Origin of the sequence: Schaalia cardiffensis F0333 (assembly GCF_005886435.1) — a bacterium.
Classification (GTDB): Bacteria; Actinomycetota; Actinomycetes; order Actinomycetales; family Actinomycetaceae; genus Pauljensenia; species Pauljensenia cardiffensis.
Map to the genome: position 1 here is coordinate 1345182 of NZ_CP040505.1, position 17597 is coordinate 1362778.

Annotated in this window: 13 protein-coding genes; 4 read left to right on the plus strand and 9 right to left on the minus strand. The window is 62.0% G+C overall.

Features of this window, described 5'->3' with window-relative positions; genetic code table 11:
* Nucleotides 1-6 precede the first annotated feature (6 nt).
* From hemW to FFA61_RS05640, 4 genes are all read right to left on the minus strand, one after another.
* Nucleotides 7-1260 (minus strand): radical SAM family heme chaperone HemW, encoded by a 1254-nt coding sequence (gene hemW / locus FFA61_RS05625; RefSeq protein WP_005964410.1) that lies wholly within the window; start codon nt 1258-1260, stop codon nt 7-9.
* The gene (trmB, locus tag FFA61_RS05630) at nt 1257-2084 is read right to left on the minus strand and encodes a tRNA (guanosine(46)-N7)-methyltransferase TrmB (RefSeq protein ID WP_005964413.1); all 828 of its coding nucleotides are present in this window, start codon (nt 2082-2084) and stop codon (nt 1257-1259) included. The genes hemW and trmB overlap by 4 nt, the downstream gene beginning before the upstream one ends.
* Nucleotides 2081-3949 (minus strand): translation elongation factor 4, encoded by a 1869-nt coding sequence (gene lepA, locus FFA61_RS05635; protein WP_005964414.1) that lies wholly within the window; start codon nt 3947-3949, stop codon nt 2081-2083. The genes trmB and lepA overlap by 4 nt, the downstream gene beginning before the upstream one ends.
* A gap of 239 nt (nt 3950-4188) precedes the next feature.
* Nucleotides 4189-5238, minus strand: a complete 1050-nt coding sequence (locus tag FFA61_RS05640) for a tetratricopeptide repeat-containing protein (RefSeq protein WP_040314171.1) — start codon at nt 5236-5238, stop codon at nt 4189-4191.
* Between the two features lie 432 nt (nt 5239-5670).
* Between FFA61_RS05640 and rpsT the strand changes: the two genes are divergently transcribed.
* On the plus strand, nt 5671-5934 hold the full coding sequence (rpsT, locus tag FFA61_RS05645; RefSeq protein WP_005964416.1) for a 30S ribosomal protein S20: 264 nt from the start codon (nt 5671-5673) through the stop codon (nt 5932-5934).
* A 159-nt stretch (nt 5935-6093) separates the two neighbouring features.
* On the opposite strand, the gene holA is transcribed toward rpsT, so the two are convergent.
* The 3 genes from holA to FFA61_RS05660 are packed head-to-tail and all read right to left on the minus strand — an operon-like array spanning nt 6094 to nt 9474.
* The gene (gene holA / locus FFA61_RS05650; RefSeq protein ID WP_040314358.1) at nt 6094-7071 is read right to left on the minus strand and encodes a DNA polymerase III subunit delta; all 978 of its coding nucleotides are present in this window, start codon (nt 7069-7071) and stop codon (nt 6094-6096) included.
* Between the two features lie 25 nt (nt 7072-7096).
* Nucleotides 7097-8659, minus strand: a complete 1563-nt coding sequence (locus FFA61_RS05655; protein ID WP_005964419.1) for a ComEC/Rec2 family competence protein — start codon at nt 8657-8659, stop codon at nt 7097-7099.
* Complete coding sequence (locus tag FFA61_RS05660; protein ID WP_005964422.1) at nt 8656-9474, minus strand: ComEA family DNA-binding protein; 819 nt, start codon at nt 9472-9474, stop codon at nt 8656-8658. The genes FFA61_RS05655 and FFA61_RS05660 overlap by 4 nt, the downstream gene beginning before the upstream one ends.
* 192 nt (nt 9475-9666) lie before the next feature.
* Between FFA61_RS05660 and FFA61_RS05665 the strand changes: the two genes are divergently transcribed.
* Both FFA61_RS05665 and proC read left to right on the plus strand, forming a co-directional pair.
* Nucleotides 9667-11607 (plus strand): helicase HerA-like domain-containing protein, encoded by a 1941-nt coding sequence (locus FFA61_RS05665; RefSeq protein ID WP_005964425.1) that lies wholly within the window; start codon nt 9667-9669, stop codon nt 11605-11607.
* Between the two features lie 106 nt (nt 11608-11713).
* Nucleotides 11714-12532, plus strand: coding sequence for a pyrroline-5-carboxylate reductase (proC, locus tag FFA61_RS05670; RefSeq protein ID WP_005964428.1), 819 nt, complete (start codon nt 11714-11716; stop codon nt 12530-12532).
* Nucleotides 12533-12639: 107 nt separating this feature from the next.
* On the opposite strand, the gene FFA61_RS05675 is transcribed toward proC, so the two are convergent.
* Nucleotides 12640-13854 carry an amidohydrolase family protein gene (locus FFA61_RS05675; RefSeq protein WP_175406557.1) on the minus strand — a complete coding sequence of 405 codons (1215 nt, stop codon included), beginning with the start codon at nt 13852-13854 and terminating at the stop codon, nt 12640-12642.
* Nucleotides 13855-13919: 65 nt separating this feature from the next.
* On the minus strand, nt 13920-14498 hold the full coding sequence (locus FFA61_RS05680) for a TetR/AcrR family transcriptional regulator (protein WP_040314175.1): 579 nt from the start codon (nt 14496-14498) through the stop codon (nt 13920-13922).
* 206 nt (nt 14499-14704) lie between these two features.
* Between FFA61_RS05680 and valS the strand changes: the two genes are divergently transcribed.
* Nucleotides 14705-17440: a valine--tRNA ligase gene (gene valS / locus FFA61_RS05685; RefSeq protein WP_005964435.1), complete on the plus strand. Its 2736-nt coding sequence runs from the start codon at nt 14705-14707 to the stop codon at nt 17438-17440.
* Nucleotides 17441-17597 lie beyond the last annotated feature (157 nt).

A 17597-nucleotide genomic window follows, 5' to 3' on the forward strand; every position in this document is an offset into this window, starting at 1 on the left:
CCGCCTTTAGAACCCCATGAGTCGACGCGTCACTGCGTCCGCGAGGAGCCTTCCGCGAAGGGTGAGGACGATCCGAGAGTCCAGCACCGCCTTCTTCTCAATCAGTCCTTCGGCGCTCAAATCGTCGATGGCCTGCGGATTGGGGACATCCGCGATCGCGAGCCCCTCAGCGGTGCGCACGGCGAGCATGACTTTCTCGAGACTGCGCGAATCAGCGTCGAGGATCTCCCCGGCGGCTGCCGGACTCATGCCCGCCGATACTCTGCTCGCATAGGCTCGGGGATGTTTAAGGTTCCACCAGCGGTAGCGGCCCACATGAGAATGGGCTCCAGGACCCAGACCCCACCAGTCACAGTCCCTCCAATAGGCAAGATTGTGCTTCGAGGCGTAACGAAGCTCGCTCGCTACCATGTCGTCCTCACCGCGCTGGGCTCTGGCGAAGTTGGAAATCTCGTACCAGCGGTATCCGGCTTGAGCGAGCATGGCATCCGCAAGCTCGTATTTCGCGGCCTCCTCATCAGAGTCGGGCTCGGGTATGGCGCCGCGGGAAAGCATGCGCCCCATCTTCGTTCCCTCTTCAATGACGAGGGCGTAAGCGCTGATGTGATCGGGCGACAATCCGATCGCCACCTCGACAGAGCGTCTCCAATCCTCAAGACTCTCACCCGGCGCCCCATAAATGAGGTCGAGGGAAACATCAAGGCCCGTATCCTTCGCCGCCTCGACGACGATCGGCACACGCTCGGGATCATGCGTGCGATCAAGGGTCGCCAAAACGGAGGGCACGGCGGATTGCATGCCGAAAGACACTCGCGTCACCCCGGCGGCGCGAAGTTCTTCAAGACCTTGAGCGTCAATCGAATCCGGGTTCGCCTCAACGGTAACCTCCGCGTCTTCAGCGATTCCGAAAGTGGAACGCAGATGGTCGAGGATCCGGGCGAGCTCACTACTTGCCAATAATGTCGGCGTTCCCCCGCCGAGGAACACCGTTGACGCCGCTCGTGGCGCCCATCCGGCATCGGCGAGGATCCGGGTGGCGAGCCGGGCCTCGGCGAGGATCGAGGGCGCGTAGTCACCGGGGGCGGCGCCCGGGCCAAACCCGGTCGTGTAGGTGTTGAAATCGCAGTAGCCGCAACGCACCGAACAGAAGGGGACGTGGACGTACAGGCTCAGGGGCCGACACGAGTCCCTTTCAGCCAGGGCGGCCTCGAGGCTCCCGTCTTCTGGCCAAGCGCTCCCCTCCGGCGAAGCGGGGCTCACTCATCCTCCGAAGAGGCGCCTTCACGTGGAAGCCTCACGGCGACGAGGTCGTGGGCTCTTCGCCCAGCATCAATTCCCCGGGTCTCGAAGTGCGTTTCGACACGACCCGAGAAGCGTGGCGCGAATCCGCCGCGCAAGGGTTCGGGGTCATTCGGGTCGGGGCGTTCGCCCTCGTAGGGATTCTCGAAAAGCTCACACCCCTCGATCACGTCACGCATCTGCCAGGCGTAATCATCCCAGTCGGTCGCCAAACGCCACAGTCCCCCATCTTCGAGGACGCGCGCAACCTCGGGCGCGAAATCAGCGGAGACGAGACGGCGCTTGTGGTGGCGGGCCTTGCGCCAAGGGTCGGGGAAGAAGGTCCATACCTCCTGGGCGATGGCCTCGTCGAAAACGATCGGCAGGGCCAGCTGGGCATCGGCCTCGACGACTCGAATGTTCTCCACCCCCGCTCCGACGGCCTTCGAGATGAGCTTCGCGATGCCGGGGACCCAGACTTCGAAGGCGAGGTAGTCGCGATCCGGGTGAGTGCGGGCCGCCTCAACGATCTGTTCTCCCGTACCCGAACCGATTTCAATGGTCAGCGGGGATCGGCGGCCGAACAGCTTCTCGGGGTCGAAGTGCACGGAATCGGCGACAGTCGTATAGCCCAGGCCGCGCTCGACCTCAATGACATAGTGCGAAGCGTGCTCATCCCAGGTGCGTTGAAGATTCGCAGGAAGCTCACGGCTGCGGCGGGTGAAGGACTTCGTTCGCGCGAGGAAGACCTCACCTGCCTTCGCCCCACCGGAACGCAAAGAAGCTCGCTCGGACACGCCCTTCACTTCTTCCCGCTCGGAACATCAGAAGTGAGGGCCGCGATGAAGGCCTCCTGAGGGACATCGACACGCCCGATCGACTTCATGCGCTTCTTGCCCTCCTTCTGCTTCTCCAAGAGCTTGCGCTTACGGGAGATGTCGCCGCCGTAGCACTTGGCGAGCATGTCCTTGCGCAGGGCTTTGATGGTTTCTCTGGCGATCACGCGCGCACCCACCGCAGCCTGAACGGGGATCTCGAACTGCTGCCTGGGGATGAGTTCCTTCAGGCGCTTCGTCATCTTCTGACCGTAGCCGTAGGCCGCGTCCTTGTGGACGATCGCGCTGAAAGCATCGACGCGCTCACCATTCAAGAGAATGTCGACCTTCACAAGATCAGCGACCTGTTCCCCATTCTCCTGGTAGTCCAAGGAAGCGTATCCGCGGGTCCTCGACTTCAACTGGTCGAAGAAGTCGAACACGATCTCCGCCATCGGAATCGAATAATGGAGCTCGACGCGCTCTTCGGACAGGTAGTCCATGCCCTTCATCGTGCCGCGGCGCTCTTGGCACAGTTCCATGACTGTGCCGGTGAAGTCCGTTGGAGTGAGGATCGTGGCGTCCACGAGGGGCTCACGCACCTCTGAAATCTTGCCCTCCGGGAAAGCTGAGGGGTTCTCGACGCGGATCTCCTCGCCGTCTTCTGCTTTCACCGTGTACACGACGTTCGGTGCGGTCGCGATCAGGTCGAGGCCGAACTCGCGTCCGAGGCGCTCGCGGATGATCTCCAGGTGCAGCAGGCCGAGGAAGCCGCAGCGGAAGCCGAAGCCCAGGGCCGCGGAGGATTCGGGTTCGAAAGTGAGGGCCGCGTCATTGAGCTGGAGACGTTCGAGGGCGTCGCGCAGGTTCGGGAAGTCGGTGCCGTCGACCGGGTAGATGCCGGAGAAGACCATCGGCTTGGGGTCTTGGTAGCCGACGAGGGGTTCTTGCGCTCCGGCGATGTGGGAGGTGATGGTGTCGCCGACCCTGGATTGGCGCACGTCCTTCACACCGGTGATGAGGTATCCGACCTCGCCTGCGGCAATGCCCTCAGCGGGGGTGGGTTCTGGGGAGATGACGCCGATTTCCAGCAGCTCGTGGCTTGCCATCGTCGACATCATCTTGACTCGCTGGCGTGTGGAGAGACGACCGTCGACGACTCGGACGTAGGTGACGACGCCGCGGTAGGTGTCGTAGACGGAGTCGAAGATCATTGCGCGGGTCGGGGCATCCGGGTTTCCCGTGGGGGCGGGCACGACCTCGACGATGCGGTCGAGGAGTTCGCAGACGCCTTCGCCGGTCTTGCCCGAGACTTTGAGGACTTCGTCCTCCTCGCAACCAATGAGAGCAGCGACCTCGGCCGCGTATTTCTCGGGCTGGGCGCCGGGCAGGTCGATCTTGTTGAGGACCGGGATGATCGCCAGGTCGTTCTCCATTGCGAGATACAGGTTCGCGAGGGTTTGTGCCTCGATGCCTTGAGCGGCGTCGATGAGGAGGACAGCTCCTTCACAGGCCGCAAGGGAACGGGAGACCTCGTAGGTGAAGTCGACGTGCCCGGGTGTGTCGATCATGTTGAGCGCGTAGGCTTCATCACCGAGCGCCCAGGGCATGCGCACGGCCTGGGATTTGATCGTGATTCCGCGTTCACGCTCAATGTCCATGCGGTCAAGGTATTGGGCGCGCATGTCGCGCTGTTCAACGACCCCGGTGAGTTGGAGCATGCGGTCCGCGAGCGTCGATTTGCCGTGATCGATGTGCGCGATGATGCAGAAGTTTCGGATGCGGCTCTGCTCGGTGTGAGCAGGTCGAATCGACTCAACTTGAGTGGGCGTAGGGATCGGCACATCAACCTCCATCGAATTAGCCTCTCCATCGTCCCATCATCCCCGCTACCGGCGCCAACTGCCTTGGGGCGAAGTCGGGCACATCCGGGGCCTTGACGCCCCTCCAGACCTCGACTCCCCTCCGAGCCCCCGACTCCCCTCCAGGCCTCGACTCCTCTCCAGACACTGGCTTCCCTCCGAGCCCCCGACTCCCATTCGAGTCCCGATTCCTCTCCGGCCTCCGACTCCTGTCTATCTGCGTGCTGCTCCCATCAGGACACTATCCCGTCTTCTTCCCCGCTTCGCCCGGCACCGCGAATGCGCACGCTCTTGCGCACCGCCTCTTCGCCGAGTAGCAAAGCAAAACCCTCCAGATCCAGAGCATCGAACTCCGGGGGTGGATCGGAGATGAAGCGCTCAGCAACTTCTTTCACCATCTCCTCATCCTCGAGGTCGAGGGCTGCCGCTAAAAGGAGGGAGAAGATCTGGACGCTGCGCGGATGGTGGCGCCCCAGAAGGCGCGTACTGAGCTCTCCGAGTTCCTTCCATTCCTCTACCGCCCCTTCCTCGTCCCCAAGGAGGAAACGCAGGCGCGCAATTTCAGTGCGGATCCTCAAGACCCTCGGATCCTCTCCGCCCCATAGGCGCTTCGCCTCTTCGAGCAGGGAATCGAATATCACTTTGGCCTCCCCGTAGTGGCCGGCCAATTCCAGTACTTCGGCGAGGTTGTCGCGAACCGTCATGAGCAGGACGTCATCGGCGGGCAGTATTCTCGCCATGTCGACGATGAGCTCGCGGTAGAGCATGCTCGCACCTTCGAAGTCTCCTGAGGCTTTGAGGGGCATCGCGGAGTTCACCCTCACTGCCCATGCCAGTTCTGAATCCGCTCCGAGCGCGCGGCTCACGTCCTCGAGTAGAGCGGGGAATCGCCGTGCGGCAAGGCGGTCGTAGCCGACCTCGCACATCCAGTAGAGCTCGGAGTTGCGCGCCATCAGCACTGCTTGTGAAGTCTCCCCCAGCGTCCTCGATCCCCATTGAACAGCGCGCGACGCGAATTTCTTGCAGTCCATTGGTCGTTCCAGCTGTGAGCTCCACTCGACGAGGAGGCGATAGAAAGCCATACGAGCGAGGGGCTCCTCGCTTTCCTCAAGCTCGTCGAGAAGAACCCGGCCGAGTTGAAGTGCACCCTCGAGGTCTCCTTTCGAAGCAAGGTCGAGCGCCATTTCAATCCCCGCCTGCTCCGGGCTGATCCGAGGGGCGGAGGTTTCTTCCTGGTCTTGTGTTGTGGCGGCATTCGTGGGCGATCCCGTTTTCATGCTCATGCTCATTCCTCTTCGCCAAGCGCCCAGGGCGCTGTGTGTCTGTGCCGTGACTCCACTGTCCGTGGATTCATCTGTCTCGTCGAGGCAGGGAGCTCGAAGCTGTGGATAGGCGAGGCGCCCGGCGCTTCTGTGGATCGGCTACAGCCGCTTTCGCACCTGAGAGCTGTGGCCCCATCACCGGGAACGCGACTCGTCCCCGACGTGAAGACAGGAGAATGTACGAGGCGTGAAGTGAGCGCATTCACGCGCCGCGAGCCTTCAGTGATTAGCGTGCGCGTCTGCGACGCTGGTAATCTTGTCAGTCGGACTCCCAGCCCGGTCGGGCAGGGGGTCTGGTCTGAACCGTTTGCGGATGTCCCCACGTCCTAGTCCCGGTTCTGACACAGCCCTCACCGACCCAGCATTTTCAATCTGTCAAGGAGTTTTCCTACCGTGGCAAACATCAAGTCCCAGATCAAGAGGATCCGCACCAACGAGAAGCGCCGCCTACGCAACCAGTCTGTGAAGTCCGAGCTCAAGACGCTCGTTCGCAAGACCCGCGAGGCTGTCGAGGCCGGCGATAAGGAAGCAGCGGTTGAGTGCCTTAGGGCCGCTTCCCGCAAGCTCGACAAGGCCGTCTCGAAGGGTGTCATCCACAAGAACCAGGCCGCGAACCGCAAGTCCAAGCTTGCCCGACGCGTCTCCAAGCTCGGCTGAATCCAGCCTCTTGTGCTAGGCGGGCCGCCCCGATCGGGGCGGCCCGCCTGCGTTATCAGCACTCTCCAGCTCTTGTCGTGAACGCCGTTTCACTTCCGGCTCTCACCCTTGGGCACCTGTGCCCCACAAGGCCCAGCGTCCTTCAGCGCCCAGCGCCACTCAAGGTCTCGAGTGAAGACGACACAGGGTGATGACGGCCTTTTCAACAGCCCGCTGAGGATCCTTCGACGCGCCCTTCAACTCCTCATCAGCCAAGGCCAGTGCCTTGATCGCCCCTGCGAGAGAAGGGTCGCTCCACCCGCGCAGTTCGCGCCTCGCACGATCAATCTGCCAGGGGGCCATGCCAAGTCCTTTGCCCGTCCCCGATGCCGATACCTTCGCCATAGCGCGAATCTTCATCGCAATGGCCGCGACAATCGGAATCCCCTCGACACCTGTTGCAAAAGCGTGACGCAGCAAAGTGAGGGCCCTCGCCGCATCGCCTGCGATCACGGCATCTGCGACATCAAAACCACTCGCTTCGATCCGACCGGCGTGATAGCGGCGCACATCTTCCACTGTCACATTTCCCTCGACATCTGTGAGGAGCTGATTGACCGCCGCCATCATTGAACGCAAATCAGATCCGAGCGCGTCAACGATCGCCTGCATCGCGTCCGCGTTCATCCTGCGATGAGCGCTGCGGACTTCCTCTTTGATGAGCTCAAGCTTGTCGCGGTCATTCTTGATCTCCTCGGCCGAGATAACGGGGAATCCGGCTTTCGCGATCGCTTCGACGACTCTTTTGCCCGCAGCATTGCCGCCCGGGTGGATGGCGATGATCCACACATCGGGCGCCGGAGAGGACACATACTCAAGGAGGTCATCAGCCAGGGCGCCCGTCATCTGTTCAAGCTCAGGAATGAGAATGAGGCGCGCTTCACCGAAGAGCGAAGGGGAAGTGAGGACGTCCAGGTGACCGGCCTGATAGTTCGAAGCCTGCACATCGCTGCGCTCCAGATTTGGGTCCTGTTCATAGGCCTGAGCGCGCAGCGTGGCCATAGCCCGGTCGATGAGCAGGCCCTCCTTGCCTTTGATGAGGACCACCGGCGCGAGCTCGACTGGGACAGGAATCTTCTTCCCTCTGGGTGCCGCCATGAAATCCCTTCCCTCGAATGCGACCTCAAGTGTCGCACGTCCCCCAGGCATTACGCGCTCGTACTCGAAACAAGCGGAAAATCACGACACCGACGCCCAAAACCAATGCGATCAGCACCACCCCGATCAGGTCCTTCGGCTCGCTCCTCGCTCCTGGGAGGGAGGAGAAGACGAGCGCAACCTTCGCGATCCAGGCGGTCGCATAAGAAGCGAGGACCGCTAGGACCTTTCCGGCCTGGAGCGAAAAGGGAGCGGCGAGCGCGGCGCTCAGGGAGAGGAGGGTCGCCGGCGCAACAGCGGGAGCCGCGGCAATATTCGCAGCGAGGGAATAGACGGGGAAGGCCGGGTCGAGCAGGAGCAGGATCGGAATCGTCATGATCTGACACCAAGCCGACACGCACACGAGCTCGAAGAGACGATTGAAGAAGCGTCCCACTCGGCTCTTGACTTTCAGGTGTTTCTTGCCCCATCTCCGGCAGGCCGCAGCGGGAACGACCACTGCGAAGGTCGCGCAAACGGACAAGGCGAAGCCGAAATCTCTGACCGCCCAAGGGTCGAGGAGCACAATGACGAGGACTGTCAGGCTCAGTGCGGCAAGGCCCTGTCCTCCGCGCGACAGGGCCTGTCCGAGGATTCCCGCTGTGCTCGTCACGGCAGCTCGCATGACCGCCGGAGTCGGGCCGACCACCATGACGAGGAGGACGAGGACCGTGAGCGCCCCGAAGATTCTTGCGCGTCGGCTCCTGGGCAGGAGGAGTGGGACACTTGAGAGGACGATCGCCATGTGGGAGCCCGACACTGCGGTCAAATGACTCAAACTGGACGCACGGAATGCCTCTTCCAATTCTTCACTCATCGCTCGGTCATTCCCGATCGCCATTCCCGGGACGAGGGCCCGGCCCTGATCGTCAAGCCCTTCAACAGCCCTTTCGAGGTGGAGACGGAATCGCCTCGTGATGCCCACATAACCACCCGGTCTTTCCAGAAGAACCGGAGTCGTACTCATGCTCCCCGCATAGGGCAGGGCGCCGGGGAAAGTGGGATCGATGAGGCCTCTGACTCTCACAATGTCACCGCGGTAGAGCTCGTGTCCGCCCGATATTCGGAGCATGAGGCGCACAGGAGGCGAAGGGAGTTCCTCTTTCCCGACGCTGAGGATCGTGATATTCACCTGTTCTTTCCTCGCCCCGAAAGAGCCGTGTGAACTCTTGGGGTCCGCGTCGACGCGGCCATTCAGGGTGATGAGTGCTCCCCTCGTGGCCGCCTCATTCGCCTCACACGATTGGAAGGAGGCGCAGGCGAGTCCACCGACCGCGAGCGCCGCCAAGCCGGCCGCTGCGAGAGCGAGGAGGGCGCTTCTGATGGAACCTGCAGGTGTGAGCTGGTGGCGTCCTCCTACTCGGGGTGTGGAGCGTAGGGAATGAGTCGAAGCGGCTGCAACGATGAACAAGCCGAGGATGAGGAGACTATGCGCCCATCCCCACGACCTGGACACCGCCCACCAGGTGCACGCCCATGTCGTCAAGGCTGCGGGGAACAGGCGCCAATCCATCATGATCGGGATGGCCGCGTGCTCGGTGGAGCTCATTGGCAGACTCCTTCACGCAGACGCGCCAGCAGGGCCGGTCCGATCCCGGGGACGGCGTCCAAATCTTCGACCGATTCGAAGGGGCCGGAGGATTCGCGAAAGGAGATGATCCTTTGTGCGAGCTTCGGCCCGATCCCGTCGAGGGTTTCGAAAGCCGCAGCATCGGCGGTTCTAATGTCCACGCATGAAGAGGCGGAGGCACCCTGGGGGTGTGCGGAGGCCTGCGTTCCTCCGAGTGCGTTCGTCCCCAGATCCCCGATTGTCGGGATGAGGATTTGTTCCCCGTCGTTCACTGGTCGCGCGAGGTTCACGGCGTCGAGGTTCGCCTCGTGCAGGGCTCCTCCGGCGGCGTTGAGGGCGTCAATGACTCGAGAGCCTGCGGGGACGTGCACGACGCCCGGGTCGCCAACCGCCCCGGCGACGTGAATGATGAGAAGAGGAGTGTCTTTTTTCCCTCCACGTGGCAGGGATGATGCGGAGCCGGAGGCTTCCGAGCTTTCCCTCCCTTCCGCATCCGTGTCCTTCTGCGTTCCGCCTCTCCCGTACTCCTCATCCATGCGGAGGCCGCTCTGCTCATCTTCTGGCTCTTGCCGTGAGTCGCTCGCCGATTCGATGGCGTGGGCGTTTCCCGGGATTTGTGCGCGCACGATGCCGAAAACTGCGAGCACAAGGAGGAGAAGGACGAGGGCGAGGGCAGATAAAGGCGAAGGGAGGAGCCTGATGACGCGTTCTGGGCGTTCGCGCGCAGCACACTCCTTCGCGCTGTAGACCGCGCGGGTCAAGCGTTTCAGCCGTAGCCTCCTGAGAAGGTCCATGCCGTGACGCTAGGGGGTGTTTCCTTCAGCTTCACCTGAAGTCATCTGTCGTTGTGGATCGGGGATGTCGACCTCCTGCGCATGTGGATGGTAGTGTCCTGCGCTCTTGGATTCTGTCTGGGGGAGCGCACATGACGCTTCCTCCCCCTACGATGTTCACAACGGTGCGAAGACGCCCGGGAAAGGGACGCAATGAGCGAGAACATCGACGATCTCAAGGCTCAACTCGCCGAGGCCGAGGCCCGGGCGAAACAAGCGGAAGCCGAGGCGGCGCGTGCGCAGGCGGAGGCGCTGCGCCTCAAACTCGAAGCTATCAGCGCTGCAGGGTCCGATTCGCTTGGTGAGCCCGATCCGGCGGGCGCACAGTCCTCCCCACAAGAACCTTCCCCACAAGAAACGGCGCCACAAGTCCCCTCCCAAGGACAGTCATCCGCAGAAGACTCCTCACCACAAGAGGCTTCCTCATCGGATCCTTCTCCCTCGTCCTCGGCTTTCATTGATGAGATCCGCCGGGCCTACGACTTCTCCACCCCCTCGATCACGATCGGCACTCTTCTCGACGGCACGACGCGCGTTGTCGGCACGACCACGAAGATGCCCCTTTCAATGTTCAACCGTCACCTCCTGGTCGCCGGAGCGACTGGGACGGGCAAGACCCGCACTCTTCAACTCCTCAGTGAGGGCCTATCCGCAGCGGGCTCTTCGGTCCTGTTGTGCGATGTGAAGGGCGATTTGAGCGGCCTCGCCGAGAAGGGCGCCTCCTCCGAAAAACTCCTCGCCCGCACCTCGGCAAATGGTCAAGACTGGACCCCCGACTCCTTCCCGATCGATCTGCTCACCCTCGGTGATGCGAAAAACCAATTCACGGGCATTCCGATTCGTACAAGCCTCAGCGATTTCGGCCCCCTCCTCCTGGCGCGAGCACTTGGCCTCAATTCCACGCAAGAACAGGCCCTCCAGCTCATCTTCGCCTGGGCCGACAAAGAGCAACTCGAACTCATCGACCTTCCGGATCTGCGCACAGTCATCTCCTTCCTCACCTCCGAGGAAGGATCCCCCGAGTTTGCGAACATCGGCGGAGTCTCGAAGGCCACCGCGGGTGTCATCCTGAGGGCTCTGACGGTCCTCGAATCTCAGGGGGCCGAACAATTCTTCGGCGCTCCCAGCTTCGACACCCATGATCTCCTCCGTCTTTCCCCCGAGGGGCGAGGCGTGATCTCTCTCCTCGGCGTCGGAGACATCTCCCAGCGTCCCGCATTAGTGTCCGCACTCATCATGTGGCTCCTCGCCGACCTGTACTCCACACTTCCCGAGGTCGGTGACCTCGAGCGCCCGCGCCTCGTGTTCTTCTTCGACGAAGCCCACCTCCTCTTCGCGGATGCGACGAAAGAGTTCATCCGCCAAGTCGTTCAAACCGTGCGCCTCATCCGTTCAAAAGGAGTTGGCGTCGTCTTCGTGACTCAAACCCCGAAGGACATTCCCGCCGATGTCCTCGCCCAAATCTCTTCGCGGATTCAGCACGGGCTTCGCGCACTCACCCCCGATGAACAAAAGCGCCTCAAAGCGAGTGTTCAGACCTTCCCGAACACCTCCCTTGATCTTGCGGAGATCCTGACGAACCTCGGCACCGGTCAAGCGGTCGTCACGGTTCTCAACGAGCACGGCACACCGACCCCCGTGTCTCCGACCTCCATGTGGGCGCCCGTCTCCCTCATGGGTCCGGCCTCTGCGCAGACCCTGGCCCTGACCCTGTCCGCTTCCCCGATCGCTTCGAAGTACTCGACCGCAGTGAATCCCGATTCCGCGCAAGAAAAGCTCATGCAGCGCATCGAAGAGGCCGAGGTTGAAAAGGCTCGACTCGAAGCGGAAAAGAGAGAGCTCCTCGAAGCGGAAAAGGCAGCGGCGATGCAGGCGAAGCAAGAGGAGAAGGAGCGAGCCGCCCTCGAACGGGCTCTCGCCAAGGAGAAGGAACGGGCAGAACGGGCCGAGGAGCGGGCCCGCGAGAAGGCGGAGGCCGAAAGGCAACGCAAGTCCGAGCGTCGTGCGAAGCAGGTTGAATCCGTGATCGGCCAAGTGCTTCGGACTGCGGGCTCGGAGATCACCCGTTCCGTTTTCGGGACTCGTCGCCGCTAAAGTCTCCGCCAGTTCCGCTCGTGGACGCCTGTGCGCCACCGAGCATGCACGTACTAGGGTGTGTCCGAGCTCTCATATCGCTCCCTCAACCAGGAAGGACCCCATCATGCGCATCGGATTCATCGGTTCAGGTGCCATGGTCGCCGCCATCGCCAGAGGTGGCGTCGCAGCCGGAATGAACGCTTCGGACTTCCTCTTCACCGACGCTCACGGGGTCCACGCTCCCGCGCTCGCAGCCGAGCTCGGCGCAAGCGTCGCCTCCTCCAATGGTTCCCTCGCCCACCAAGTCGACATCCTCGTCCTCGGCGTGAAACCCCATGTGCAAAGCGCGGTCATCAAGATGATCGCGCATATCGTCCGCGAGCGCCCCGAAATGTGCGTCGTTTCCCTCGCCGCCGGACGCACCGTGGAGTCGATCGCGAAGGACTTCGGCGCGGCCGTACCGATCATCCGCGTTATGCCGAACGTGAACGCGCAGATCGGCCGCTCGATGAGCGCGATCTGCTCCTTAGGCGCATCCGAGGAGCAGGTGGCTGCGGTCGAGGCTCTCATGAACAAGGTGGGTCGTTCGATCCGTATTGAGGAGAAGGACTTCCCTGCTTTCCAGGCCCTCGCAGGATGCTCTCCCGCGTGGGTCTTCCAGATCATCGAGGCCTTAGCCAGGGCGGGGGTGAAGCACGGTTTGACGAAGGAGGTCTCCGTTGCAATCGCCGCTCAGGCACTCGCGGGCTCGGCCGACCTCGTCCTCGAGGCCTCCGAGCAGGGCACGGTTCCCTCCGAGCTCATCGATAGGGTCTGCTCACCCGGGGGCACGACGATCGCGGGGCTGCTCGCCGCTGAAGCGCAGGGCATGTCGACGTGCCTGATCAGCGCCGTCGAAGCTGCGATCGCGCGCGACGCCGAGATCTCCACCCGCACAAGATAGGCGCGTAGGCGGCTTCGACGCCTGCAGATCCAGCGGAGTCGCCCTCCGGTCGCGCATGTCACCCGCGCAACAGTTGATTTCAGCCGGAGTAGTACCGTGCGTTGCTTCTAACGGATGACTTTCCCACCTTGGATCACAGTCGAGATATCAGCCAAATGAGTCATTGATGCGGTGATTTCAGCGGGCACGAGGAGACAATCGGCCAAAGCTCCCGGCGTAATGGTGCCGATGTTCTCCTTATGGGAGAACACCCGCGCCGCATTCTGCCCCGCAGCTTGAATGGCCTCGACGGTATTGAGCCCCGCTTCAACCATGAGTTCCATTTCCCGCACCGGCGTGCCATGAAGGGAGAACCCGAGCGCCGAATCCGTCCCAAGAGCGATAGTTCCACCTCGTTCGATGTACTTCGCAACATTGCGCAGCTGGTTCTCCGGAACTGCCTCCCACTCTCTCTTAGGAAGAGACACGAAGAAGCCAGGCACGGGCTCATCCGGCGGGCACTGCTCATAGTGCGTCGTGAACTCGCGCATATTGCGCACGAGCGCAGGCGGCAGTCCAGCGGTGAACTGGGGGTCGTCGCACCAACGATATTGCATGCCATCGATCAAGAGACTCGCCAAACTCAAGGTCGGAACGAAAACGACTCCTGCTTCGATCAGCTCATCAGCTACCCGATCAGTGATCACACCATCGAAGGCGGCATGATGCACACTATCGACCCCGCACCTGGCGGCCTGGACGTAGTCAGCTGCGTAGGTGAGATGTGCGCAAACCATCAGCCCATGACGGTGGGCCTCGTCAGTGAGAGCATTCAATTGGGCATCCGACCACCCGCGCACCGGCTTGCCGTCAAAAGTGCGCGATACGACGGCGGTCTTAATGGCCGAGACTCCCACCCGCGCCAGCCGCCGGACGGTTCGGCGGATTTGCGCCGGGCTCTGGCATTCGCGTACCGCTCCCATCCGGTAGAAACGCCTCGGCATGTATTCAGCGGGGTACCCGCCCGGGTTGGTGACGATGGAGATAGCGGTGTGGATCCTTGGCCGCACAACGGGGGCGTGTCGTAGGACATGGATGATATCGGCCGATCCCAGGTCGAGGATCGTCGTCACTCCGCCTCTGAGCATTGTGGCGAGGTTGTCGAAGACGCCCCGAGGGGTGAGGCCGACGGCCATGTGATCGCCGCCGTTATTCATGATGTGTTTGTGCGCGTCGATCAGCCCCGGAATAAGGGCCTTTCCTGTACCGTCGATGCGCTGGGCTTGGGCGATGCTCACCTTGGAAGGCGTGATGCGGGTGAAGCGGCCTCCCTCGATAGCCACCGTCATTCCGTCTCGGGCAGCGCGCCCGGTGCCATCGATCAAACGAACATTGGATATGACAGTTTTCACTTTTCCCCCCAAAGGCGTGAGATCAATGCGTGCACGGTGGAGAAGTCGGGGTATTCGCCCTGGGATTCGACCTGTTCAATGGCCCAGGCGTCGAGTACTCCCAGTAGGGCGAGCGTTGAGTCGGCGACAAGATCGCGCGGCAGGTCATCATTGACCATCCCAATCGCACGAGCGTTGTCGAAGGCGGTGAGGATCCACTCTCGAATAACAGGAATCCGAGATGGTATCAGGTAGGTTCGCAGAATCGTACCGGCCGAGGGATGTTCACTCAGGAAACGGAGCGCTCTTTGAACGGAGCATTCCCACTGCTCCCACAGTTCCTCCTGCGTTTCGACTGTTTCCCATTGCCCTAATGAGGTGCCTAAACGTTCGGTGACCCGCCGAATGAGGGTGTCTACAAGGTCTTCGCGGCCATCGAAGTAGGTGTAGGCCGACGCCCTCGGCAACTGCATCGCTTCGAGCAGCTCGTTCCACGAAACGGGGACGCGCCCGGCTTGAGCAAGGCGGATTTCTGCAGCATCCAGCAGCGCAGCTTGCTTGTGTTCAGGTAAACGGGAAAATCGCATCAGCGGCATAGACATAGAGTATAGACATACTGTCTACACATGTCCATGGCCACTTCTCACAACGCCAAGGCCTCCGGTCACACATACAACCCGCACAACAGCCAATTTTGTAACCCGCGCAACAGTCGATTTCAGCCGAGGCATTGGTATCGTCCAGCGTTTACCACCTAGGCTTAGACGTCACATGTCCACGACTCGGATGGAGAATACAGACTATGGGCGAGCGTCCCGACACCACTGCGACCTCAGTTCCCGCCCCGAAGGTGCCCGAGCGCGTCGGCGCTGAAGGCCTTGAAGCCAAATGGGGCAAGACCTGGGAGGAAGACGGCGTCTACGCCTTCGATCGCACCGCGGTCCGCGAACAGGTCTACTCGATCGACACTCCCCCGCCGACGGTCTCGGGCTCCCTCCACGTCGGCCACGTGTTCTCCTACACGCACACCGACGTCGTCGCCCGCTTCCAGCGCATGACCGGTAAGGCCGTCTTCTACCCGATGGGCTGGGACGACAACGGCCTGCCAACGGAACGCCGCGTGCAGAACTACTACGGTGTGCGCGTCGACCCGAGCCTGCCCTACGTCGAGGATTTCGTCCCTCCGCACGAGGGCGGTGAGGGCAAGTCCATCAAGGCCCGCGACCAGCAGCCGATCTCCCGCAAGAACTTCGTGGAGCTGTGTGAACGCCTCACCGTCGAGGACGAGGCGCAATTCGAGGCCCTGTGGCGCTACCTGGGGCTTTCAGTCGATTGGAAGCAGAACTACCAGACCATCGGCAAGCGCGCCCGCAAGATCGCCCAGGCCGCATTCCTGCGCAACCTCGAACGCGGGGAGGCCTACCAGTCTGAAGCTCCGGGCCTGTGGGACATCACCTTCCAGACGGCGGTCGCCCAGGCCGAGCTCGAATCCCGCGAGTACCCGGGCTTTTATCATCGTCTCGCCTTCCACCTGTGCGATGCGGATGCGGGCGCGAAAGCAGCGGCCCTTGGAGCTCCGATCGAGAACGGCCAGGACGTCTGCATCGAAACGACCCGCCCTGAGCTTCTCGCCGCCTGCGTCGCCCTCGTCGCCCACCCGGATGATGAACGCTACAAGCCGCTCTTCGGCACGAAGGTCGCCTCGCCCGTGTACGGCGTGGAGGTTCCCGTCTTGGCCCACCCCGCAGCTGAAATGGACAAGGGCGCGGGCATCGCCATGTGCTGCACCTTCGGCGACACCACCGACATCGACTGGTGGCGCGATCTTGAGCTGCCTTTGCGCGCGATCTTGCGCAAGGATGGGCGCATCCAGGCTGAGACTCCCGAGTGGATCGTCTCCGACGGCGGGCGCGAGGCTTTCGCCGAGATTGCGGGCAAGACAACCTTCAGTGCCCGCGAGGCCGTGGTCGCCCGTTTGAGGGAGTCTGGTGAATTGCGCGGCGAACCGGTGAAAACCGTGCGTCAGACGAATTTCTTCGAGAAGGGCGATAAGCCCCTTGAGATCGTGACCTCTCGCCAGTGGTATATCCGCAATGGCGGTAAGCCCTGGACGAATCCGGCTTCTAGGCTGGACCTCAACGAGGAGCTGGTGGGCCGTGGCCGCGACCTGAAGTTCCACCCGGATTTCATGCGGGTCCGCTACGAGAACTGGGTGACGGGCCTGAATAACGACTGGCTCGTGTCCAGGCAGCGTTTCTTCGGCGTTCCTTTCCCGCTGTGGTACGAGGTCGATGAGAACGGCGAGGTCGACTATTCGAAGGTCATCACTCCTCGTGAAGACGCCCTCCCGGTTGATCCTTCGACCGATGCACCCGCCGGTTACTCTGAAGAGCAGCGCGGCAAGGCTGGCGGCTTCGTCGGAGAGCTCGACATCATGGACACCTGGGCGACCTCGTCCCTGTCCCCTGAGTTGGCCTGCGGTTGGCTTCATGACGAGGACCTGTTCGAACGGACCTACCCGATGGATCTGCGTCCTCAGGGTCAAGACATTATCCGCACCTGGCTTTTTTCCACGGTCGTGCGCGCGAACCTTGAGTTCGGGGCTCTTCCGTGGCAGCACGCGGGCATCTCCGGGTGGATCCTCGATCCTGACCATAAGAAGATGAGCAAGTCGAAGGGCAATGTCGTCACGCCCATGGGCCTGCTCGAGAAGTACGGTTCGGACGCGGTGCGTTATTGGGCGGCTTCAGCCAGGCTCGGCCTTGATGCGACCTTCGATGAGGCACAGATGAAGATCGGCCGTCGCCTTGCGATCAAGGTCCTCAACGCTTCGAAGTTCGCTTTGACGATGGGCGGGGAGAACACGGCTCTTGATCTTGATCCGGCTCGGATCTCGTTGGAGTTGGATCGTTCGGTGATCGCCGAGCTGCGTCGTGTTATTTCGGTGGCGAGCGATGCTCTGGCCGCTTACGACCATTCGCGCGCTTTGGAGGTCACGGAGTCTTTCTTCTGGACTTTCTGTGATGACTATTTGGAGCTCGTGAAGGAGCGCGCCTACAACCGCGATGGCAAGTGGGCCGAGGACGAGGCCGTTTCAGCCAGGACCGTGCTCGCGATTGTCATTGACACGGTGATCCGCCTGCTCGCCCCCTTCTTGCCCTATGTGACGGAAGAGGTCTGGTCGTGGTATCGCCCCGGCTCGATCCATCGTGCTCCGTGGCCGACGCTTGAGGGGCTCGAGGACGTGGCCGGTGACCCGGAGGTGCTGCGCGCCGCATCCGCAGCACTTATTGCGCTGCGCCGAGTGAAGTCGGAGGCGAAGGTGTCTCCTCGTACGCCTTTCCTCAAGGTCAGCCTTGAGGTGCCACAGGCTTCGAAGGCGGCGATCGAGGGGGTTCTCGCGGATCTCAGCGCCGCGTCGAAGGTCGAGGGGCCCTTTGAGCTTGTCTCCTACGAGGCGGCCGAAGATGGCGAGGCTGAAACTCGCGTCGTCTCCTTCGAACTCGGCGAGGCTCCGGCCAAGCGCAAGAAGGCCTGATCCTTGTGATCCCGACCAGTGGGCATCGGCATTCGCCGGTGCCCACTTGGCGTCATTGGTGCTTCGAGGAGCGCTGGCTCTCACACGTCGCAAGCTCGCCCGTATAGCTTTGTATAGCCCTGTATAACAAAACCCTATACAGGGTTATACGAAGCTA

What these genes read in the sequence shown, in the direction of transcription:
- lepA (WP_005964414.1), bottom strand. Translation starts at nt 3,949, where the DNA reads ATGGAGGTTGATGTGCCGATCCCTACGCCCACTCAAGTTGAGTCGATT.
- FFA61_RS05640 (WP_040314171.1), bottom strand. Translation starts at nt 5,238, where the DNA reads ATGAGCATGAAAACGGGATCGCCCACGAATGCCGCCACAACACAAGAC.
- holA (WP_040314358.1), bottom strand. Translation starts at nt 7,071, where the DNA reads ATGGCGGCACCCAGAGGGAAGAAGATTCCTGTCCCAGTCGAGCTCGCG.
- FFA61_RS05655 (WP_005964419.1), bottom strand. Translation starts at nt 8,659, where the DNA reads ATGAGCTCCACCGAGCACGCGGCCATCCCGATCATGATGGATTGGCGC.
- FFA61_RS05660 (WP_005964422.1), bottom strand. Translation starts at nt 9,474, where the DNA reads ATGGACCTTCTCAGGAGGCTACGGCTGAAACGCTTGACCCGCGCGGTC.
- FFA61_RS05665 (WP_005964425.1), top strand. Translation starts at nt 9,667, where the DNA reads ATGAGCGAGAACATCGACGATCTCAAGGCTCAACTCGCCGAGGCCGAG.
- proC (WP_005964428.1), top strand. Translation starts at nt 11,714, where the DNA reads ATGCGCATCGGATTCATCGGTTCAGGTGCCATGGTCGCCGCCATCGCC.
- FFA61_RS05680 (WP_040314175.1), bottom strand. Translation starts at nt 14,498, where the DNA reads ATGCCGCTGATGCGATTTTCCCGTTTACCTGAACACAAGCAAGCTGCG.
- valS (WP_005964435.1), top strand. Translation starts at nt 14,705, where the DNA reads ATGGGCGAGCGTCCCGACACCACTGCGACCTCAGTTCCCGCCCCGAAG.